The organism is Vibrio splendidus 12E03 (genome assembly GCF_000272105.2).
Classification (GTDB): domain Bacteria; phylum Pseudomonadota; class Gammaproteobacteria; order Enterobacterales; family Vibrionaceae; genus Vibrio; species Vibrio splendidus_I.
In genome coordinates this window covers 1-20948 of sequence record NZ_AJZD02000078.1, presented here as the reverse complement: position 1 = coordinate 20948, position 20948 = coordinate 1, and the positions used below count along the sequence as shown (strand labels likewise).

17 protein-coding genes are annotated in these 20948 nt (G+C 42.3%); 4 read left to right on the top strand and 13 right to left on the bottom strand.

All coding sequences use genetic code 11. The features are described from left to right. Positions 1-664: 664 nt before the first annotated feature. Together A142_RS07380 and A142_RS07375 are read right to left on the bottom strand one after the other, a co-directional pair. Positions 665-985, bottom strand: coding sequence for a hypothetical protein (locus A142_RS07380; protein ID WP_019821517.1), 321 nt, complete (start codon positions 983-985; stop codon positions 665-667). Between the two features lie 134 nt (positions 986-1119). Then, positions 1120-2181: a helix-turn-helix domain-containing protein gene (locus A142_RS07375; RefSeq protein WP_019821516.1), complete on the bottom strand. Its 1062-nt coding sequence runs from the start codon at positions 2179-2181 to the stop codon at positions 1120-1122. Between the two features lie 286 nt (positions 2182-2467). Between A142_RS07375 and A142_RS24250 the strand changes: the two genes are divergently transcribed. The 3 genes from A142_RS24250 to A142_RS07365 all read left to right on the top strand — a co-directional run bounded on the left by A142_RS24250 (position 2468) and on the right by A142_RS07365 (position 3912). Continuing rightward, positions 2468-2941, top strand: coding sequence for a hypothetical protein (locus A142_RS24250; RefSeq protein WP_029405382.1), 474 nt, complete (start codon positions 2468-2470; stop codon positions 2939-2941). A 29-nt stretch (positions 2942-2970) separates the two neighbouring features. Next, positions 2971-3480, top strand: coding sequence for an N-acetylmuramoyl-L-alanine amidase (locus A142_RS07370; protein WP_198928594.1), 510 nt, complete (start codon positions 2971-2973; stop codon positions 3478-3480). A 96-nt stretch (positions 3481-3576) separates the two neighbouring features. Next, entirely contained in the window at positions 3577-3912 is a 336-nt protein-coding gene (locus A142_RS07365) for a hypothetical protein (protein WP_017063134.1), read from the top strand. 165 nt (positions 3913-4077) lie between these two features. Here A142_RS07365 and A142_RS07360 read toward each other — a convergent pair whose 3' ends face one another. The 8 genes from A142_RS07360 to A142_RS07325 form a co-directional block, all read right to left on the bottom strand. Continuing rightward, positions 4078-6249 (bottom strand): polysaccharide biosynthesis tyrosine autokinase, encoded by a 2172-nt coding sequence (locus A142_RS07360; RefSeq protein ID WP_019821514.1) that lies wholly within the window; start codon positions 6247-6249, stop codon positions 4078-4080. A gap of 133 nt (positions 6250-6382) precedes the next feature. Then, positions 6383-6823 (bottom strand): low molecular weight protein-tyrosine-phosphatase, encoded by a 441-nt coding sequence (locus A142_RS07355; protein ID WP_017069276.1) that lies wholly within the window; start codon positions 6821-6823, stop codon positions 6383-6385. A gap of 168 nt (positions 6824-6991) precedes the next feature. Then, positions 6992-8125, bottom strand: coding sequence for a polysaccharide export protein (locus A142_RS07350; protein WP_019821513.1), 1134 nt, complete (start codon positions 8123-8125; stop codon positions 6992-6994). A gap of 462 nt (positions 8126-8587) precedes the next feature. Beyond that, complete coding sequence (locus A142_RS07345) at positions 8588-10705, bottom strand: YjbH domain-containing protein (RefSeq protein WP_019821512.1); 2118 nt, start codon at positions 10703-10705, stop codon at positions 8588-8590. Between the two features lie 182 nt (positions 10706-10887). Then, complete coding sequence (locus A142_RS07340; RefSeq protein ID WP_019821511.1) at positions 10888-11799, bottom strand: hypothetical protein; 912 nt, start codon at positions 11797-11799, stop codon at positions 10888-10890. 19 nt (positions 11800-11818) lie between these two features. Beyond that, positions 11819-12361 (bottom strand): outer membrane beta-barrel protein, encoded by a 543-nt coding sequence (locus tag A142_RS07335; protein ID WP_019821510.1) that lies wholly within the window; start codon positions 12359-12361, stop codon positions 11819-11821. 547 nt (positions 12362-12908) lie between these two features. Further along, positions 12909-13457, bottom strand: a complete 549-nt coding sequence (locus tag A142_RS07330; RefSeq protein ID WP_029405381.1) for a sugar transferase — start codon at positions 13455-13457, stop codon at positions 12909-12911. A gap of 113 nt (positions 13458-13570) precedes the next feature. Then, positions 13571-14515: a UDP-glucose 4-epimerase family protein gene (locus A142_RS07325; protein WP_019821507.1), complete on the bottom strand. Its 945-nt coding sequence runs from the start codon at positions 14513-14515 to the stop codon at positions 13571-13573. A 184-nt stretch (positions 14516-14699) separates the two neighbouring features. Between A142_RS07325 and A142_RS07320 the strand changes: the two genes are divergently transcribed. Continuing rightward, positions 14700-16565, top strand: coding sequence for a polysaccharide biosynthesis protein (locus tag A142_RS07320; protein ID WP_019821506.1), 1866 nt, complete (start codon positions 14700-14702; stop codon positions 16563-16565). On the opposite strand, the gene A142_RS07315 is transcribed toward A142_RS07320, so the two are convergent. The 3 genes from A142_RS07315 to A142_RS07305 form a co-directional block, all read right to left on the bottom strand. Beyond that, positions 16562-17695 carry a glycosyltransferase family 4 protein gene (locus A142_RS07315; protein ID WP_019821505.1) on the bottom strand — a complete coding sequence of 378 codons (1134 nt, stop codon included), beginning with the start codon at positions 17693-17695 and terminating at the stop codon, positions 16562-16564. The genes A142_RS07320 and A142_RS07315 overlap by 4 nt on opposite strands. Then, entirely contained in the window at positions 17688-18593 is a 906-nt protein-coding gene (locus A142_RS07310) for a glycosyltransferase family 2 protein (protein ID WP_019821504.1), read from the bottom strand. The genes A142_RS07315 and A142_RS07310 overlap by 8 nt, the downstream gene beginning before the upstream one ends. Positions 18594-18883: 290 nt before the next feature. Beyond that, positions 18884-20948 (bottom strand): glycosyltransferase family 2 protein (locus A142_RS07305; RefSeq protein WP_019821502.1); only part of this gene is annotated, 2065 nt, incomplete at its 5' end.

Below are 20948 nucleotides of genomic sequence, written 5' to 3'. Positions count from 1 at the left end.
TAAGTAAACTAATAGTTCTAAGGTCATTATTTATCTATATCTCTATAAAATATAACTACTATTGTAGTGGCGTGGTAAAATTCACACCAAATTAGAAATTTTAATCTGCACCTCTAATCTAGCGGAGTTATCAAAGTTCGCTTATAACTGCTAAGTCCTCACCTGCTTGCTCTCGACGTATTAGACATTAATTTCCTTTAAAACCAATCTCTAACCGCCGATGTATCTAGCTTTCGATGCTCTAATGTGCTTTAGCACTTTCGCATAAAGTTTTAGCCTTTAGCTTTATTGAGCTTATGTAATACTTAATTTGAATCATTTCTGTTATTTTATTGCCGAATTGAAACTACCATGTCGATTGTGGATAAATACGCAGTATCGCCTAGAGAGTCGCTTTAGTGGGTTGCTATACTCAAGCATATCTCAGTACGACTATACCCTTTTTAAAGTAACAACGAGAAAACAGCTTTTTACCTTTGACTTATAATCCATCCACATTTGGGTACGCTACCGCCCTTAGGTTTGGCTCCTACAGGCAATGAATCACAATTTTTCACTGTGTTTCAGGTTTATGCGTTTTTCATACGGTTTTAATTTGCTGCGTAGTCTAGCAAATCAAGTGCATATTGACCAGTTTGCAATTTACCTCATTCTGACAAGTGCCTCACAAAGCATTGACCCAGCGGGAGCATTGTACGTCTTGTAGGTACTGAGTCCCTATGTGGTACCGGTTTTCTTGTGCTGCGTCGCAGTAGCGCTTTTCTATATCAATGAAAATATTGCCGTTGCGGTAAAGCGACACGAAGCTTGGGTTGTTGTTCACAACCAATAACGCTTTAATCTCTGTGCGTGTTAACCCTTGTGGGTAGTGGTTAACCAGCAGTTTCAAGAACTCGCCAATACGCCCTTCAACTCGCGCTATCTCTTTTTCTAAAATGGTGACTTTTTCTTCCGTTGTCAGTTTTTTTAGGCTGGTATCGTCCATTTGCCCTCTCCCTAACTCTACTTTTGTTTCTTGACGTTTGTTGTCTGTATTCGCGTTTGGTCTGCCTTCGCCTTTGTTTTTTTCTGAGCTTTTGGCCGTGTGAACAAGCGCTTAGCCTGTGAATAATCGAATGGTCACTGCTTAGAATCCGTGCCGGGCGATTTGGATTGAACTAGGGCCTTGATACGCGCTTCGAACGGGTTGGTGGTGCTTTTGGCTTTGTAGTCCGCTAGGGCCTGAGAGACAGGTGTGGGTTGTTTGGGTTCCATGGGCTTAGCTGCCTGTATTGCTTTTTCGGAACCTATTGCTTGCGCGGTCTTTTGGAGTTTAGCTGCCTTGGTTGGTGTAGAGGCCCTTGCAGGTTTACCCGCCCCTGCTTGCTTAAAAACTGACGATGAGTCTCGCTTCGCCTTAGCTTGGGCGCTTCTTCTTAGCCAACCATTTACAAAGTGGCCAATGTGCTCAAAGGGTTTGCGCTTATCGGGATTAATGTATAACCAAGCTTGCATGGCATGCAGTTCTTGCAACACATCTAACTTTGGGTAGGTGCGTTCTAATATGGTGGTGAACTCATGATAAATCGGCGCGCTGCCCTCTTTGGTGAGTAGGTGAATCACGGCTTCACTCTTTGAGCTTCCTTGATTGGTACTTTCCGTTTGGGATGTAGCATTTTCTTTATCTTCGCAATGAGAGGGCTCTTTACAAGGAGTGTCTGTTTTATGTTCTTTATGAAAGATTATGTGTGCAGGATGATCACTCTCCGTGTTGGATCTTGAGTCACCCAGGGGAGTGTCTGAATGGTCTGTTTTCTTTGCGAGCTCTGTTTTCTGTGGATATTCTGACGAGGCTGGCGGTAAACCTGTTTGTTCTACATTAGTGTTCTCTTGATTCGCTTGGTCTAGATCGGCCTGCTGAATGTGGCTGTCGTTGGGTAGGCGCAGCTGATATATATTGCTGCGCTGACGTCCTGAATCATCAAACCGTTTTATCCGCTTCACAAACCCTTGTTTCTCGAGTTCGTTAACGTGTCGTTTCACCGTTCTTACCGACACTTCGCAGTATTGCGCTAAGTAATTTAAGGATGGGAAACACACGCCGCGCGCGTCGGCGTTATCGGCCAATTTTAATAACACCAACTTGCTTATCGGCGAGCCGGTTTTTAATGGGATGAAAGAAAGAATTAGAGAAACACACATGGTTAACGCTCCTTGTTAATTAGTTATTCGTATAGAAATCCATTGATATACAGAGCATTAACAACACTTTTTGGCGCTTTAGGGGCGAAACGCCCATGAGATAAGTTGTAAGAAAAGATGTTTGGTTAAACGCCTCGGATAGATATGCAACACCAGCCTTATTGATCTATAATTTTTCGAAGCACTTCTCACTTTTCTATGTCCCTCCATTTTCGCGCTATTACCGCCAACCCCAATCAAGAATCTTCAAGTACATTGCCCTCCCCATGCAGCAATAAGGTGCTTAATGAAGGCGATAGTTTCTCTTTTTATTTCAGCGTACCAACCCGGAATGGCGAGCCTCGAGTGCCGTGTTAATTCCCTGAATCAATCACGCCAGCCGTTATTTTTTAGTGATAGTGATGGGTCTGGCCAAGTACTGAGCTATGAAGCCGGCGGTTATAAAGAAAGCCAAATGGACGGTTGTGATTTTAATGAGGATGAATGCGGTGACGTCCCCAGCTATGAGGATATTTGTTGGATGATCAGCCGAGCACGGCGCAGGCAGCCTCTGGGTTATTACGTCATGTATTTACGTTATGTAAACCACCACTCTGGTTATGCCAAAACCGTCGCCACCAGTTTGCGACAACACATGGCACTGCACCCTAATTTAAAAGAATCGTTATCAACATCTTTAATCACTTGGTTACAACAACACGAGGATTTATTTTGTCAAACACTCCACCAGCAACTGATCGAGTTCCACACCAGCCGTTAGAGGCGTCTGCTTTACAAGAGCCGACCTGTTTGCAAGAGCAAGCTAGCACGGAAGAGCGAAGTCCTTCGTTAGAGCCTTGTTTCTCACTCGCGACCTATTCCTTCAGTCTCGTTTCGGTTTTACTCCGCTTGCCTCATTGCCCGGCATTCTCATTTATTACGGTGCATTGCAGCGCCACGCCACCACAGCAAGATGTAGACGTAGCCGAGATTCGCCGATGGCATAAAAAGAGAGGCTGGCGCGATGTGGGGTATCACTTTGTTATTCGTCGTAATGGCGATGTCGAACTTGGTAGGCCGCTATCGCAAACCGGCGCACATGTGAAAGGGCACAACAAGGGCAATATTGGGGTTTGTATGATAGGTGGCTGTAATGCCGAGCTTCAACCAGAAGATAACTTCACACTTGCGCAGCGTAAGGCGCTGTTTGGTTTAGTGGCAGCCTTGCAAGAGCAGTTCTTGATTTCAGATGAGAATGTGAAGGGGCATAAAGATTGGGGAGTGAATAAGGCGTGTCCGGTTGTGGTTTTAAGAGCTTAAGAGCTTGAAAGCAGATGCGGGAGACGAGTGAACGCGATGCGAAAGGCTTAAGAGCGGGAATGGCGGAATTTAACCATCAATAAACCAAGGAGCAGTATGACATTGTTCGGAAGAATATTCGGGAGCCAGTCTTCTATTAACAAAGGGTTAGATGCAATCACCAACACAGGAGATGCGATGTTTTTTACTGATGAAGAAAAAGCGAAGCACAAGCTGGCACTGCTTAAAGCGTATGAACCTTTTAAGTTAGTACAGCGCTACATTGTGTTGTTGTTCACCATTCCTTATGTGGCGCTGCATGTGATGGTTATTTTAGGCTGTATGCACGGCTACGATTGGAAACCCTTGGGAGAAATGACCAATGAAGCGTTTGGTTATCCGGTGTTAGCGGCGATTGGATTGTATTTGACGGGAGGCGTGGTTAAAAAATAGATACGGGTGACCAAAAGCAGATGCGAGTTACGGGTAAACGGGATTCGAAGAGCTAAAAGAGCAGATTCGAGTGGCGCTTTTCGTATCTCGCCACTCGCATCTTGTATCTGCCCTTAGCTCTTAAGCTCTTCGTTTACCCGATTACTCGCATCTCGTTACTGCTCTTTACTTCTTATCGCTCGAATATGCGTAGTTGTAGTAACCGTAGCCATATGAGCTTGATGCTTTCTTCTCGATAGCGTTGAAGATAACGCCTTTCACTTCGATACCCGATTGTTCGAAACGGTTACGAGCCACATCGATCTCTTTAATGGTGTTTTGACCGTAACGAGCAACCATTAATGTGGTGCCAGCGAAGGCGCCGACAATGCTTGGGTCGGTTACTGCCAGTACAGGTGGGGTATCGACAATCACCAAGTCATACTCTTTTGATGCCCACTCCATTAGCTCTGCAAAGCGTGGGTGCATTAACAGTTCAGATGGGTTGGGTGGCACTTGGCCGCGAGTAATAATTTCTAGGTTTTCCACTGGTGTCGTTTTCACTGATTGAGCAAACTCTTGCTTACTGCTTAATACATCAGAAAGGCCGTTGTCCCAGTTTACGCCGAAGCTTTGTTGTAGGTAACCTTTGCGCATATCGGCATCAATCAACAGTACCTTTTGGCCTGTTTTTGCGGCTACTGCGGCAAAGTTGGTCGAGATGAATGACTTACCAATGCCTGGCGCAGGGCCAGAGATCATCAAGATGTTGTTTTTCGCTTCTAGCATCGCAAAGTGCAAGCTAGTGCGAAGGCCACGCAGTGCTTCAACCGAAAGATCAGCAGGGTTCGATTCGGCAAGCAGTGCTTGTGTACCCTTAGTTTGCTGCTTCTTCGATTTAAAGCGGTTAGTTAGCTCTATCTGCAAATCAGATTTTGGTACCGCTGCATAAACAGGTAGGCCAATTTGTTCAATTTGGTCTGGGCTTTCCACACCACGGTGGAACGCTGCTTTTACTAACACAAACGCCACACTTAGCATGCCACCCAATAGCGTTGCTAACACAACAATGAGCGGCTTCTTAGGTTTTACAGCACGAGCATAGGCTTGAGCGTCATCTAAGATACGAACGTTACCGACAGTGCCGGCTTTGATGATGCTGAGTTCTTGAACCTTGTTTAAAAGCTGGATGTAGATTTGTTGGTTTACTTCAACATCACGTGTCATACGCAGTACTTCACGTTGTGTTTTTGGCAGCTTTTGTACTTGCTTGTTTAGGCGCTCTTTCTCACCTAATAATGTTTTGCGTTTATCAAGTAGAGCTTTGTAGGCTGGGTGATCTTTAGTAAAGCGTTGGCTGATTTCACTCTCTTTGAACGTCAGCTCATTCAATTGCGCTTCAAGCTCTACCATCACCTTCAAGGTTGACTGTGCTTCTAAGCCCAAGTCGATCGATTCGTTCTTTTGACGGTAGTTGTTTAGCGTATCTTCATAACCCGTCAGCTCAGATTTAATGCCTGGAAGGTGGCTTTCTAGGAATTCAAGGCTCTTCTCTGCTTCCGCTGAGTTACGCTTCACGTTTTGTAAAAAGTAGATCTGGCTAATGTGATTAAGGATTTCAGAAATCTGCTGCTTATTTTCACCTTCAAAGCTTAACTTCAAAATACCGGTCTGCTTACCTTGCTCAGACAAAGACAACGATTTTTTCAACCATTCGATCGCTTCTAGTCGGCTTTGTTTCGCAATAGAGAATTCAAAATCATTATGCGATTCAAAACCTGCCACAAACAAACTGTAGTCATCGGCTGTTGCTAGCTCACCCACTTTGCCTTGCAAGATAATGCGCTCATCATCGCGAACTAATTGGTAGGTACCCTGCTCGGCATCGAGAATTTGAATGGTGTGTGCGTAAGCGCTCGCATAGTTTGGCAAAGTAAAGCGGCTTACCACAATGTGGTTAATATCACCGGTCAAGCGAGCAAAACCTTTACCTACGATGGGTGCGTAGTTCGGTGATGTCACCGTCGTGAGGTTAAATTTATCGACCGTTTCGCCCAAGATCATACGAGATTTGATGATCTCCACTTCCGTCGTCGCAGAAGATTCTTGAGAGAACAACTCGCCCATGTCACCGACCATCGATGAAATACCGCCAGAGCTCTTCTCTTCAATTTGAATGAGGGCATCGGCTTTGTATATCGGCGTTGAAAGCAATGCAAACGCAATACCAAACACAGCAAAAGCGAATGTGGTCAGCATGATTAGCCATTTAGCGTCCAGCAGAATGCCAAGCAGTTTTCCTAAATCGATCTCATCAGAGTTATCTGTATGCGATTGCTGAGAGGTTTGTGTTGTCATCAGATTGCTACTTCCTAAACTAGTTTTTTGAAGAGAAATCCGCTCCGCGCACTTCTCTTTTATATGATTCTATTGGTGGCGATAAGGCTTAACTGCTTAAGTAAACAGTACCTAAATTAAATGACAGCTTCAGTTACAGTTTTTTCGCCCAAGCTTGTGCTGCTTCGTCAATCAGCTTATAAGCGTGTTCAAAGGCTTCACGGCTTTGACGGTAAGGATCAGGAATGTCTTTTTGGCCAATCCACTGACCAAACAACATAGTTTTGCCGCGTGCCTCTGGCGATATTTGAGTAAGCGCTTCTAAATGGCCCTTCTCCATCACCAAGATCAAGTCATACTGAGCACAAAGCTGTGGCGTGACTTGCTGAGACTGATGATTTTCAACATCCACCCCATTTTCAGCAGCAATCAAAATCGCCGTGTCGTCTGCAGGCTTACCAATTAAACGGCTTTTTTCAGCAGCTATACCGGCAGAGGCCACTTCTTTGTTTGGAAGCAAGTTTTGTAAAACTCGCTCTCCCGTTGGGGAACGACAAATGTTGCCCACGCATACGACTAAAATTTTATTAAACATAATTCACTTATAGCGTTAGTTTTTCGTAAACCCAATGCATCTGTAAACCCAATGCACCTGTGAACCGAATGCATTGATAAACTGAACGTGCTTACAAACAAGATTTACTTCTAGATGTAAAAAATCAGGTTACACGCTAAATGCAACCTGATGATTAATCTTCAGTGATTACCAATTACGAACGCGCAACATACCTTCAGTTAGGTCGTTGAAGCCAGAGATGGTCGGTACAAGCTGACCGATAACACGGTTCCAACGGCTGATTGGTGCAGCGGTGACATACACAATGTCGTAAGGTTTTAAATCAAACTCGGTACCAATCACTAAAGCTGATGCATCTTCCATATTTAGTTGGTAGATGTCCGCCATGCGTTCTGATTTATCATCAGAGGTACGAATCACAAACACGCCAGTTGCATCGGCCGTCAGCTGGTTAATGCCACCTACGTTGCTGAGTGCTTCGGTTAGGCTCATGCCAACACGGTCGATCTTCAGCAGTTGAGGGTCATTCACTTCCCCCATCACAAACACTTTTTGGTTGTCGTTACGAGGTACGTGAACAATATCACCGGCTTGCAGTAAACGGTTTTGAGTTAGGTCACCACGTTGCATCAAACCATAAAGAGACAGGTTCTCTTCCACGCCGTTACGGGTTAATGAAACATTGCGCCAATCAGCATCTTCAGACAAACCGCCAGAACGGTTCACCGCATCCAGTAATGTTAGTGGGATATTAGTGATTGGCTGCTGGCCAGGTTTAGACACTTCGCCAGTAATGTAGGTTTTCTTAGAACGGAAAGCCGCTACGTTCACATCGACTTGAGGGCTTTCGATGTATTTCGCCAAACGTTCCGCGATATCAGAACGAATTTCACGAACGGTTTTTCCTGCCACTTCTACTGTACCAATGTACGGGTAGAAGATGGTGCCGTCAGCATGAACCCAGTTACCCGCTTCGGTACTACTACGGTAAGAGCCTGCAGGAATCGTCAATTCAGGGTGGTCCCAGATTGTGATATTTAAGATATCACCGACACCAACTTTGTATTCATACTTTGCGATGTCTACATCAAGTTCAGGGTTGGCTTGTGACACCGACAATGTACCCGTTTGGTAAGTCGATACTAGCTGAGCCGTCAGCGGATAGACATTCACCACTTCAGAAATATCAGACTCTTGCTGTTCCTCAGAAGGCTGAATCACATTCTTACCACCGGTTGACAGGTGAGTACCTGGAGTCGTACACCCTACAAGCAATGCGGGTATAAGCGCGAAAAGGAGACGATTTTTATTGATCTTCATGTTAACCAAGTAATAGAGGTGGAATGTATTGTGATCCCTAAAAGGACACCAAAGGAAGTTAAGCGCGTAATTTTATCAGCTATGCGGCTTTAAATAGCGCTGACGTGGAAAAATAATAAGATCTAACTCTCATTTATCATCGAAAAATCAAGATGCTACCGCCCTTTGATCGTCCGTGACACCACACTGCATAGTCAATACCAAACGCAGCAAAAACGATGCTTACATCCGGTCATTTTAATCCGTAAACATTATCCACAATTTGTGTTTATTATCAACCTAGTTGAATGGTTTAAGAGCAGATACGGGATGCGGGTAAACGGGATACGAAAAGATAAGAGCAGATTCGAGATTCGGGGAAACGAGATACGAAAAGATAAGAGCGGATGATACGAAACACAGCCAAAAGCAAAAGAGCCAACACATAAGGTGCTGGCTCTTAGTTTTAGATGTTACGCTGAATTATTTTACTGCTTCTAAATATTTTAGGTAAGCATTGCGTAAGCGCTGTCGGTTTTCATAGTAGTAACTTGCGCCGATGCGGTTACGGTTGAAGTACTGCCTTTCAATATTGTGTTGCAAGCCAGTATCGACACCCAAGCCTGTGCCTAAATTATTGTGAGTCTCACCCACACGAGTTTGTAGAGCGTATACAAACTGGTCAATACCACGTAATTGAACGTAGTCAGGGCTCATATCACGCCATAGTGTCAGCGGAATCGCGATAGAAAGCGTCACAAAATCTTCGGCTTCACTGCTGCCTACTGCTTTTGTGGTCTGGTATGACGCATCAACTCTTACATCGCCCAGCCAATGACTGGTGGTCACACGTACCCCTTCATCGCCTTTCCAGAATTGACCGGCTTGCACTTTACCTTGCCAGTTCCAATCCGGTCTTGAGTAGGTGTAGTGGCCAATCAGCGGGGTCGCATCTAAGATCGCTTTCCCTTTTGAGTCGTACTTATCTTGAGCAGAAAAGTTCGCATACTCTGCCCCTAGAATGTGACGGCCACTGTTGCTCGCATACTGCGTTTCATTCAAGAAGCCTAAAAAGTTTCCGTAAACTTGTCCGAATGAGAATTGAGTGGTGAGGTTGTATGGCAATTGGAATGCTTGGTGGAAAAGTACCCTATCGACTTCATTTTCAAAGGCATTGTCACCCCAAATTTCGCCGTCTTTGAAGTCGTCACTCTCTGCCAACGGCATTACATGTCGAACATCCAACGCAGCGCCTTTCCAAAGAGGTGTATACAGGTTAGTGGCAAGCGCTAAAGAGTAGTCAAATACACCGTATTCTGTAGCGGTATTGTGATACAAGGCTGGAGAAACAATCACCTGCGTGCGACCAAAGCCAGAACGAGCCACCTCTTTATCAAAGTTCGCTTTTGCATAACTCTTTTTCACATCAGAAGTACGCACGAGAAGGGTTTTGCAAGGTTCACCCGTTTTTACAAATTCACGGTAACATGGGGCACTGGTGATCACTTCCATCATCGGCATGTCGTTCACCAAGTTAAACAGGCGAATGTTTTGCTGTTGGTAATTTTTCACCCCGAGGTCTTGAAGCATACCTTCTCCCACGTAAGAAGAGATAATACCTAAGGCAACACCAACGCCATCGACTTGGTTGCGGTTATAACGTCGGTTTTCCAGTGCTACGTTTAAACCAATATCGTCCGCAGAGATTCTAACGTTAAGAAAGCCTTCATCAACCAGTGCTTTTTTAAGTTGAACCATACCAGCAAATTTATGATGCGCTTGCTCTACTGCGATCTTGTCTTCTAGGGTTAACTCATTCACTCGGCGAGACTCAGAGAAGCCCATTAAAGGAGTAGATGCTGCTACCGACCAAATGTCTATATCGGCATTACCACTGGTGTAAAACTGGTATTGAAAAGATAACTGCGTATCCAGTGGTAAGTAGTTTTCTGGTGTAAATACCTTAAGGCCAGCATTAAATTGGTGAGAGTCGTGTTCTGCAATAAGCTGAACAAAATCCAACGGCTGATATTCTAGACTGGCAAAGGGCCCGTTCAGAACGCCATGGCTCACTTCTGATTTACCATAACCGGCACTAAACCTTGCAGGGACAAAGTCAGGCTCAAAATCGGCTACTGCATAGTAAGTTTCAAAGTTACTGGCCGCGCCACCCAAATCTTGAACACCTATGGCAAAATCGAACCCTGTCCAATCTTTCACGAAAGGAAGCTGGTATTTAAACGATGCCGACAAATCACGAATACCATTACCACAATTAGGATTGTAATTGGGTACATTTGGGTAAAGGTGGCAGTCATAAGTTTTGGTGACAATTCGACCCGCAGCCTCAAAGCCATCGAATAAACCAACGCTAAATAATATGTTATCTAACTCACTGGTTTTCCCGTTGTATGGCACGCCTTGACCATAGAGGTAAGAGATGTCGCCAGTGTCCATCACTTGAGCATTAGGCACAATGATTGCGCCGGTATAACTTTGAGATGACATCAAGTTATCGACGGCATAGGCATTAGAAGCGATAGCTAATGCGCCAAAGGATGCTATGAGATATGCGCTTTTAGAATAACTGAGTATTTTCATTGGGATACAATAGGTTTTAACCGTATTTGACAGTGACTATGTTAGATAGTGGCCGTGTTTATTAGTAACAGTGTTTAATAGTGACTACGTTTAGTGGTAACAGAGTTTAATGGTGACAGTGCTCGATAGTAATAGCATGTAAAAAAGGCACCGTGTGGTGCCTTTTATTATTGATGCTTAAATTAGCCGCCGGTACCACCGCCGTTACCGCCACCGCCAGTACCGCCAGTACCGCCAGTGCCGCCAGTGCCGCCAGTCGGTGGCTTAGTGCCTTCATCTGGGTCTGGAACCGGTTCAGATGGTTTTTCTGCTGAATCTGGAATAGTCACATCCTGAGTAGGATCAGCCACCACACCTTCAATAAAGTCAGGGTCTGTAGTTAGATCCAAGTAGATGTCATCGCCACTTGGTGCTGTAGGGTATTCAGGGTAACTTTTGAGAACTTCTTCTGTAATTGCAACCGCTGCCTTAGAGAGCTCAGTTGCTGACTTATCAGAGCTAACTACAAGTACGTCTGATAGTACCGCTGCTGTTGCTGACACTCGGCTAGCATCTTTTGCTGGAAGGCCTTCAATAATTTCTTGTGTACGACGCAGGAAGTCAGCAACACTGCTAACACTGCCATTGTTCAGCAAGTTACCCAAACCAAGAGCAACTAGAACATCAGTACCTGTAGATTCATCATAAACAGCGCCATCCAGCTCTTTCTCAATCAGTGTTGAGATTGGAGAAGATGTAACAAGGTCATCGTAGTTCGCTAAGCCTTTAGGGAACTTGTAGCTCACCTTGCTCATGTCTTTACCATTAGAAACATCTTTGGCGCCTGGTGTTGCATTGTAAGCAAACGAACAAGTTTCAGGGTAGTTAAGAACGGTAAGCTCAGTAACTTCAGAAACACCGTAGTAGTTTGTTTCTTCTAGAGAACCGGTTGTACCATCATCACAGCTGAATGTGCCTTTCATACCCATAACTGCAGGGTCGAATGCCATGATGTTACGGTACGCTTGCTCAGGTGGCACGCTGTTGTTGTTGTCACTGCCACAACCGCCAAGGATTGCACCAACAACTGATAACGCTAAAATTTTATATTTCACAATTTATCCCTACAAATAATTAAAAGCTATGTGACAAAGCAACATTAAACGAGTCGATATCCACGCCACCAATATCCTTATATAGCTGGTATTCAATACCGACCTTCATCGCTGATGTAATCGAGTATTCAGTACCAAAAGCAATCGTTGGAGTAACGCCAGAATCGTCAGACTCAACACCTGGGCCGTTTGCGTTCCAGTCATAAATGGCGATGCCACCTTTTGCGTATAGCGCTAAGCTATCTGTTACATTGCCAGACGCTTTTAGAACAACATCAAAGCTGCTTGCTTCGTAGCTGCCACCTGCAATATCTTTAAGGTCATACTCACCAAGGTAGTTGTAGCCACCTTCGATAGCTAGTGTATCTACGATATGATAACCAACAAACACACCGTAAGATGTGTCTGAGTCGTCAATAGCCGTGCGGCTCTCTACTAATGGTGCAAAGTTATCGGCAGTTACGTTACCAACTTTAGCGCCTACGTATAAATTTTCAGCTCCGACAGCTGATGCTGATAGCAACAACAAAGGTGAAACCCTAGCTAACCACTGCATTTTCATATAATTATATCTTCCATATTTCAAACTGAACTGAGGCTGATTTTCCTAGCAAATCTAAGCGATAGTCTAATCAGTTTTTGTATGAAAGCCCAAAAAGCAGACACTCATACACGCCATTCCATACCAAAGCTAATGACACAATTGCACAATACTGAATGCTAGAAGCTAAAAATAGCTCAATACTGTACTTTTGAATTTCGCCAGATTTATCAATGTTGTTTAACAAGCACAAAGAACTTGAGAATAGCTTGCTTAAGCTATTGCAAGCGAGCAGCTAGCATCATCTTTTCGTATGACACTACAAAAATGGTACTCACAAGGTACCAACACCAGAAGATTGCTGCTTTGCTTTCAATATCCAACCAAAACCATCTATTCAATGATAGATAACCTAGAAAGGAATTACTCTGAATAAACAACTAATTGAGCATTATGATAGGTAATAACCGCTACCAAGTAAATGTATAATTAGTAAACGCACCACAGTGATTCAAAAAAAACGTCAGAGCTGCGTCAGAAAGAGGTGAAAGATAAGAAAGAAGGCAAATTAAACGCGGTCGCCCGAGCCTTTACCTAATACTGTTTGAATGATGTATTGGAAGTACAATTTAGTATTCAACGTCTGAATCATGCGTTGATCCCACTCCGCGAGTTTTTTCGGTGTCGACATGTCGATATCATTGATTTGAGCTAACCCCGTCACACCCGGTCTAACCGACAACACTCCTCTCGACTCTCTCTCATCAATCAGCTCTTGCTGGTTAAACAGACATGGTCTTGGACCAACTAAACTCATTTCACCTTTAAGCACGTTGTACAGCTGAGGCAGCTCATCAAGCTTGGTCTTACGTAAAAATCCACCTAATTTCGTTACAGAACTCGCCCCAACTAAGTGAGTCGCAACAGACTTTGTTTCCACTGGCATCGTGCGGAATTTGACTAAGGTGAATGGCTTTTTGTTACGCCCTACCCGAGTCTGAAAAAAGACCGGGGAACCGGTATCAAAATAGCCAATGATGCAAATGACGAGAAATATTGGCCAAAGGAACAACAAGCCAAAGAAAGCAAAAATAAAATCTAACAAACGAATCAAAATATGTGTCCTATCAAATTCGGATTGAAAACGTGGGGGCACTATAAGCACCACTAATCAATAAAGGATACCTGAAAAATTTATGGACAAGAAAGCCATAAACTACATAAAACGCATCAATACGACTTCAAGTAAGCTTCTACGGTTCTTTTGATCCCTTGTTCAAAACTTACAGGGGGGGTCCATCCCAATATCTCTTTCGTCAAACTTATCTCCACTTGGAGGTTGCCGCATATTCTTTGCGCTATGTGCTGTTTATTTAAAACTGACGATCCAGCTTGTATCCAAGATATTGGGATTGAAATTAATCGCGGTGATTTCCCCATAGCATGAGCGATGGTTTGCATCAATTGAGTAGTCGACACATCATTATCATCAGACACCAAGAAGGTATGACCTGGAGCTGAAGGATGCTCGCAACACGTCAGTATCAAATCGGATAGATTATCCAGATAAACCAAGCTTCTTTGATTCTTTATAGCACCAAACGGTAGTGGAATACCTTTATCAATCATACGCATCATAGATAAGAAGTTCGCTTTAACTCCCGGCCCATAAACCAATGGTGGCCTAATGATAACCACTTCTAAGCCTGTTTCTTCTGAAAGTTGAGCCAACTCAACTTCGGCTTCATACTTGCTCGCGCCGTAAGGGTCTTTAGGGATATTATTTAGGTTAGGAAGGAAAGGGGAGCCAGGCTCAGTAAACTCACCGTTCACTTTAATAGAGCTGACGAACACAAACCGTTTAACGCCAGCTTCAGCGGCTTGCTTCGCTAGGTTCAAAGTGCCAAGGGTGTTGATATCTCGATAGGCAGCTAAAGCATCTTGCTCACTTTCATTCATTTGATGCACGCGAGCAGCACAGTGAACAACACGATCGACACTTTCGAATGCACCAGACCAATCGGTAGAAGCGTCAATGAAAGGAACAACCAAGCTATTAGTAAGTGGCTCTATTTGCTTACGCACAACCGGAATGACTTCCCAGTCACGCTCTCTGGCCAACTCAACAACTCTAGAGCCTACAAAACCAGTGCTACCTGTGACTAAAATTTTCATAATGCAAAAAGCCTAAATGTAGAACAAATAATAAACAACATTAACAGTAAAGGTACCGAGTGACACATAACAATCAATTACAACTAGCTTACCGCACTCAACAACATTAAAATACATTCTAAAAACTATAACTATAACTATAACTATCAAACTTAAGACGCTCAGTGGCTCGCTAAGGAACACCATGATCAGACCAATACAAAAATTACTAAATGCCAAACGCAAGAATAAGCGTTTCATCAGTATCGGTTATGACATTTTCGCTATCGTGCTTTCACTCTATTTAGCTATAGCATTGAGGCTTGGTAGTGCATTTTTTGAAGTCGAAATAGAGGAACTAATCACTCTTTTCATTACTGTTTCAATCACAATTTATAGTTTTGTTAAATTAGGAATGTACCGAGCAGTCCTGCGCTATATGATGATACCTGCCGTGGGCAACATTTTCTTTGGCGTTATAATTTCGACCTTAGCTTTAATAATGAGTGGCTTTTTTTTCCACTCATTCATCCCGAGAAGTGTTCCGTTTATATACGCTGGTTTGGCAACCCTGACGTTAGGTGGCCCTAGAATACTCATCCGTTCGATCTACTATCACTGGTTTAAACGTCAAAAGCCCAATGTGTTTATTTATGGCGCAGGAGCAACAGGGCGCGACTTAACATATGCCCTCATTCAGGGAGACGAGTACAACCCAGTCGTCTTACTTGATGATGACCCTACAAAGTCAGGTCAAATATTATTTGGACTTAAGGTCCACCACTCAAGTGAATTTGAACACCTTCAATCACTTTATCAACCCGTAAAGCTACTTTTAGCCATTAATGGGATTAATAAAGGTGAGCGCTTGAGATTGGTTGAAAAATTGTCACATTGGCCAATCGCAGTGCAATCAGTACCATCAGTGGAAGATATTGCAGCAGGAAAAGCAGCAGCTACTGACGTGAAAGATCTTGATGTCGCCGATCTACTTGGGAGAGCAGCCGTTGACCCAGACAAGGAACTTTTAGCACAAAACATTTTTAATAAGAATGTTATGGTTACTGGCGCCGGAGGCTCTATTGGCTCTGAGCTGTGTCGTCAAATCATGTCACAGAAACCAAAAACACTTGTGCTATTGGAGCTAAATGAATACAACCTTTACAAAATCGACCAAGAACTGAATTCAACAAAAATCAACTTAAAAAGCGAAACTCGAATAGTCGCTGCTCTTGGCTCCGTTCAGAGACAAAACCGCTTAGAAAAACTGATGACAGCGCATGGAGTTGAAACTGTTTACCATGCTGCAGCATATAAACATGTTCCATTAGTTGAAGATAATATTGTTGAAGGCGTTCGTAATAATGTGTTTGGCACACTTGCTTGCGCTGAAGCTGCGATCCAAACAGGGGTAAAAAACTTCACTCTCATTTCAACAGATAAAGCAGTAAGACCAACTAACATAATGGGTGCAACCAAGCGCATGGCTGAGTTAGTTCTTCAAGCGTTGGCAGACAAGCAAGACACCACAAATTTCACCATGGTACGTTTTGGCAATGTCCTTGGATCTTCAGGCTCAGTGGTTCCATTATTCAAAAAGCAAATCAAATGTGGCGGCCCTGTAACCGTCACTCACCCTGATATCATTCGTTATTTCATGCTAATCCCCGAAGCTGCTCAACTTGTTATACAAGCAGGAGCAATGGGTAACAATGGTCAAGTATTCGTCCTCGATATGGGTGAACCAGTCAAGATTTTAGACCTAGCGAAACGCATGATTCATTTGATGGGTATGCAAGAAAATATAGAAGGCTCACCTCAAGAAGGTGATATCTCTATAAAATTTACAGGACTACGCCCAGGAGAGAAGCTTTATGAAGAGCTTTTGATTGGGGACAATGTGGAAGGTAGTGGCCATCAAAAGATAATGACAGCCAGAGAGCAGATGTTGAGTTGGAGTGAAATGCAGCCACTTTTGGCACAACTCGATGGTTGTTGTCATAACTTTGACGAAGAATGTATTATGAGGATTCTATTAGATGCCCCAACTGGATATACCCCTAATAACTAACGAATAGCACCAAGCTCATCGTAAACTTTTAGCGTTTTTTCAAATACCATTTCTTGAGAAAACTCTGTTTCAACTTTTTGACGCCCCTTAACACCAAATTCAAGAGTTTTTTCATCACTCTCAAGCAGCGACCGCAAACAATTAGCAAGTGAAATTGCATCTCCAGGCTGCGCCAATAAACCGTTAACATTATGAGATACGATTTCACGACAACCAACGACATCGGTTGTGATTATCGCTCTTTGACAAGAAGCTGCCTCAATCAAGATACGAGGGACACCTTCACCATATGTAGTAGGCAAACACACTATATCATTTTCTTTTATTAGCTTAGGCATATTTTGCACATTACCTAGCCAATTAATATCACCAGAGCTTGCCCAAGCCTCTACTTGACTAAGAGGAATAGCTGAAGAAACGTCGCTATCAATAATCCCCGCAACATTAAGCGTGAATTCAACACCTTGGCTTTCTAAAATCTGCTTTGCTTCGACTAAGCAGGCCAACCCTTTTTCGTTCAAAAGTCTAGCACCGAACAAAACATTCTTATTTAGAGGTGACATTGAAGGAGAAAAGCGAGCTAGATCAATTCCGGCACCTTTGACAACTCGACCATTTTCGTACTTTAAAATGCCAATTTCATCAAATAGTTTACAATCTTCACCATTTTCAAAAATGAAACGTGATTTAGAAATAGATATGCACTTATAGAGTGTAGTAATTATATATTTTAATAGGTTAAATTTAATCGATTTAGAGCTAAAAACTGCACCTAACCCCGTCACACTATATATTATCGGTTTATTAAAAAACAATCTATTTAACAAGCCCGCATATATATTAGGCTTAATTGTCACACAGTGTATCAATTCAGGCTCAATTTCATCTAATATTCTTTTAAGGCGAAAAAGACTGCCGATCTCTCGAAAAATATTAACACTTTTTCTCTTAACTGATAGCTGATGACAAATAAAACCTTTAGATGCCAATTCATTTTTAATATCATCATTTGAAAAACTGCTAATGATATGAACATTAAAACCTAAAGATTGGAAGTACTCAGCTCGCTCTAACCAATGAAGGCGAAAGTACCAATCGACATTAATTACGTAAACAATATTTTTATTCATATTTTCCACTGCGATTAATTAGACCATGGAAAATTCCTTTTATAATACATCTAAATTGCATAACCCTAGGTTTAAGAAATATACAAAATATGACTGCTTGTAAACTTGACCTCGTGATTGTGTAAGCCTTCCAGCTGACTGGTATATATGCGCGTTGTAACAAACGGTAGAAATTACGATAGTAGTAATAATGGCGTAATGGAGAGTGCGTAGTAAGATTTTGGCCTAAGACCTTCAATGGAGCATCTCCAACTTTATGATACATTTTAGCATCAAAGGCTGCTATACAAACATAACCTTTATTTTTAGACCTAAAGCCCCATTCGATGTCAACACAATCAATGAACAATTCCTCTTCCATGTATCCAATGTTATCTAATACACTCTTTGATATGAGGCAACCAGAAGCAATCAAAAAGTCACATTGGGCATAAGTGTGACTGGCAGAGTACGAAATAGGAACCATTATTTTATCCAAACGTCCATTCTTTGTACTGATAAAGGTACTAGCTTCTGAGGTATCTAGGTCAATATGTACCGGACCAACCGCAGCGACTCTAATGCCGTCGTCAAAAGCTTGACTGCGGGCCCGTAAGAGGTCTGAAATCATCGCCTCAGAAGGCAAACTGTCTTGATCAAATAGAACAAAATCCGTGAAGCCATCACCAATTGCCGTTTTTAGTCCAATGTTTTGCGCGTAGGCAATCCCCGTATTATTTGCTAATAAAGTGAGAGTTACGTCAAGCAGCTCTAACGTTGTCGACATCGACGACGCATTGTCAATTACGTATATCTTCGATACCTGGGAGGACAAAACCTCAACCAGCCTTGCCAGTGACTGCATATCCGGTTTATACGTTACAATTATTGCTGCAACGTGACATTTGTATTTAGACATCTAATAGAATATACCTAGGAATAAAAAGAGAAGAAATATCCGCCTTGTTAGAAATCGAATTTGTTTTATACCCCGCCAGAAGGGGTCATACATGCTATCAGTTATCCTATAACTACAACTGTTTACTCGGTGCCCTGTTGATTTTGATGTCGTACATATCGCCGAACGACCTCTTCATTAACGATTCAATCAAAATGTCAGTTTTTATTAAAGTCCCATCTAAATCTACGACTAATGGTTTACTTTTATTCATCGAGCTTTGCCCCCCCTAAAAATTCCAGTAAATTAGTCTATTTATTATTTTTAAATCTTGCAGGCCAAGCTAAACTAAAATCTTCTTTTGAAATAGTTAGGTTGGAGTTATATGCAAAATCAAATATTTCATCGGTTTTCCAGTGTGTAACCATGTAGTCTATTTCTTTATTAAAACGAGTTATCTTTTCCGGGTTATCTTCTGCACCACGGCTAATTGATTCATGATGATAAAGCTCTGCATAGGGAGTCCAAAGATTTCTATAACCAGCTGATTTTACTTTCAAACAAAAGTCGACATCATTAAATGCAACTGTCAAATCTAATTCATTTAACCCATCAACTTGATTGAAGATACTCTTTTTAACAAGTAAGCAAGCAGCTGTAACTGCTGAGTAGTTTTGAACCGATTGTAACCGCCTAAAATATCCAGGGTGATCACGAGGAAAGTCCTTATGCGAATGACAGGCCACTCCACCGAGGCCTAAAATGACTCCTGCGTGCTGAATAGTGTTATTGGGGTAATAAAGCTTTGCACCAACACAACCAACATCATCACGTATCGCGTGAGAAACCATTTCAGTTAACCAATCCGAGTTGATAACCTCAATATCATTATTGATTAATCCTAAAACTTCGCCTTTAGCATGTTTTGCAGCGAAATTATTAATCGCAGAATAATTGAATGGAAAAGGATAACGCAGTACTGATACCTTTTCGTTCTTATCTATCTCTTCAAAGTATTTTAATGCAGTAGGATCATCTGAATTATTATCGATCAATAATATTTCATAATTTAAGTATGTAGTTTTCTCTAAAATTGAGTCGATAGCTTGCTTAGTTATCTGATAGCCATTATAAGTTGGAATAATCAATGAAATTAATGGTTCAGTACCGTCAACTTTAAGCGAAGGCCAATTAACTTTGTATATGTTATCTGCCATCCCTCGTTCAACAGTCACATCGACATTTAACACTTTAAAGTGATCTTCTAATGCTTTAACACCCGCTTCAGTAGTATAAGACTTTTCTCCTGAGGCCAAAGCGGTCGATCCCTCCACCATCCTCCAGTGATAAAGTACTTTAGGAATATGCACGATATTTTTTTGATCGATTTCCCGAGAGTAGCGTAATAATAAATCAAAATCTTGGCTACCTTCATAGCCAATGCGGAATCCACCTATCCTCTTAACTATATCCGCTTTATAAACACCTAAATGCGAAACATAATTCTGACTATAGAGTAAATCTAAGTTCCAATCAGATTTAAAGTGGGGATCCTCTCGATGTCCTTGCTCATCGATTTTATCTTCGTCACTGTAAATAAATTGAATATTTTCTTTACTGTTTATTGCATCAACCACATGTATTAATGCATGTTGGTGTAATTCATCATCATGATCAAGAAGTGCTACCCAATCTCCACTAACTAGCTCTAATGCGCTATTACTTGCAGCTGAAATATGACCATTTTCTTTTCGGTAGTTAACTTTTATTCTCGGGTCTTTATTTTTATACTCATCTAAAATTTCTTTTACGCGTCCATTGGTAGAGGCATCATCAGCTATGCATAATTCCCAATTTAAGTATGACTGTCTAAGAACTGAGTCTATGCATAAACGAAGATATTTTTCATCTGTATTATAAGTCGGCATTACAATCGATATTAATGGACCTACAATTGACGACATAGATTGTGAAACTAACAGAGCATCCTGATGCTCTTTCTCTTCGTGGTGCGAAAGCCACTGAGTATAGCTAGACTGAGAATTAATTGTCGCTTGATTCAGTGATGCTACCTTTTTAATTAAAGGTTTTGGTCCTTCTTTCATAAGCAGTAATGAAGCGCGCTTTAATCTTCCCTTAAAGCCACCACCATCAGGTAAACACAGGCGTTCAATTAAAGGCATGCGATAAAATAGTGCTTTTTTAAGTGCTTGTCGATCACCTCGAGCTAAATAAGACATCGCCCTTAATGGCGCTGTTAATCTCCATGATGTAGACGTTCGTAAAGTTAGAATCACTTCATTTAAATGAGCATTGTTTGCAGATAAGTGAGCTTCATTTTGTTGAGCTTGCTCTGCTTTTGCTTCTGCTTGCTCT

Excerpts from the sequence above, each read along its gene's own strand:
- A142_RS07335 (WP_019821510.1), bottom strand. The coding sequence starts at position 12,361 with ATGAAAATGCAGTGGTTAGCTAGGGTTTCACCTTTGTTGTTGCTATCA.
- A142_RS07345 (WP_019821512.1), bottom strand. The coding sequence starts at position 10,705 with ATGAAAATACTCAGTTATTCTAAAAGCGCATATCTCATAGCATCCTTT.
- A142_RS07360 (WP_019821514.1), bottom strand. The coding sequence starts at position 6,249 with ATGACAACACAAACCTCTCAGCAATCGCATACAGATAACTCTGATGAG.
- A142_RS07325 (WP_019821507.1), bottom strand. The coding sequence starts at position 14,515 with ATGAAAATTTTAGTCACAGGTAGCACTGGTTTTGTAGGCTCTAGAGTT.
- A142_RS07310 (WP_019821504.1), bottom strand. The coding sequence starts at position 18,593 with ATGTCTAAATACAAATGTCACGTTGCAGCAATAATTGTAACGTATAAA.
- A142_RS07375 (WP_019821516.1), bottom strand. The coding sequence starts at position 2,181 with ATGTGTGTTTCTCTAATTCTTTCTTTCATCCCATTAAAAACCGGCTCG.
- A142_RS07380 (WP_019821517.1), bottom strand. The coding sequence starts at position 985 with ATGGACGATACCAGCCTAAAAAAACTGACAACGGAAGAAAAAGTCACC.
- A142_RS07365 (WP_017063134.1), top strand. The coding sequence starts at position 3,577 with ATGACATTGTTCGGAAGAATATTCGGGAGCCAGTCTTCTATTAACAAA.
- A142_RS07350 (WP_019821513.1), bottom strand. The coding sequence starts at position 8,125 with ATGAAGATCAATAAAAATCGTCTCCTTTTCGCGCTTATACCCGCATTG.
- A142_RS07355 (WP_017069276.1), bottom strand. The coding sequence starts at position 6,823 with ATGTTTAATAAAATTTTAGTCGTATGCGTGGGCAACATTTGTCGTTCC.
- A142_RS07315 (WP_019821505.1), bottom strand. The coding sequence starts at position 17,695 with ATGAATAAAAATATTGTTTACGTAATTAATGTCGATTGGTACTTTCGC.
- A142_RS07320 (WP_019821506.1), top strand. The coding sequence starts at position 14,700 with ATGATCAGACCAATACAAAAATTACTAAATGCCAAACGCAAGAATAAG.
- A142_RS24250 (WP_029405382.1), top strand. The coding sequence starts at position 2,468 with ATGAAGGCGATAGTTTCTCTTTTTATTTCAGCGTACCAACCCGGAATG.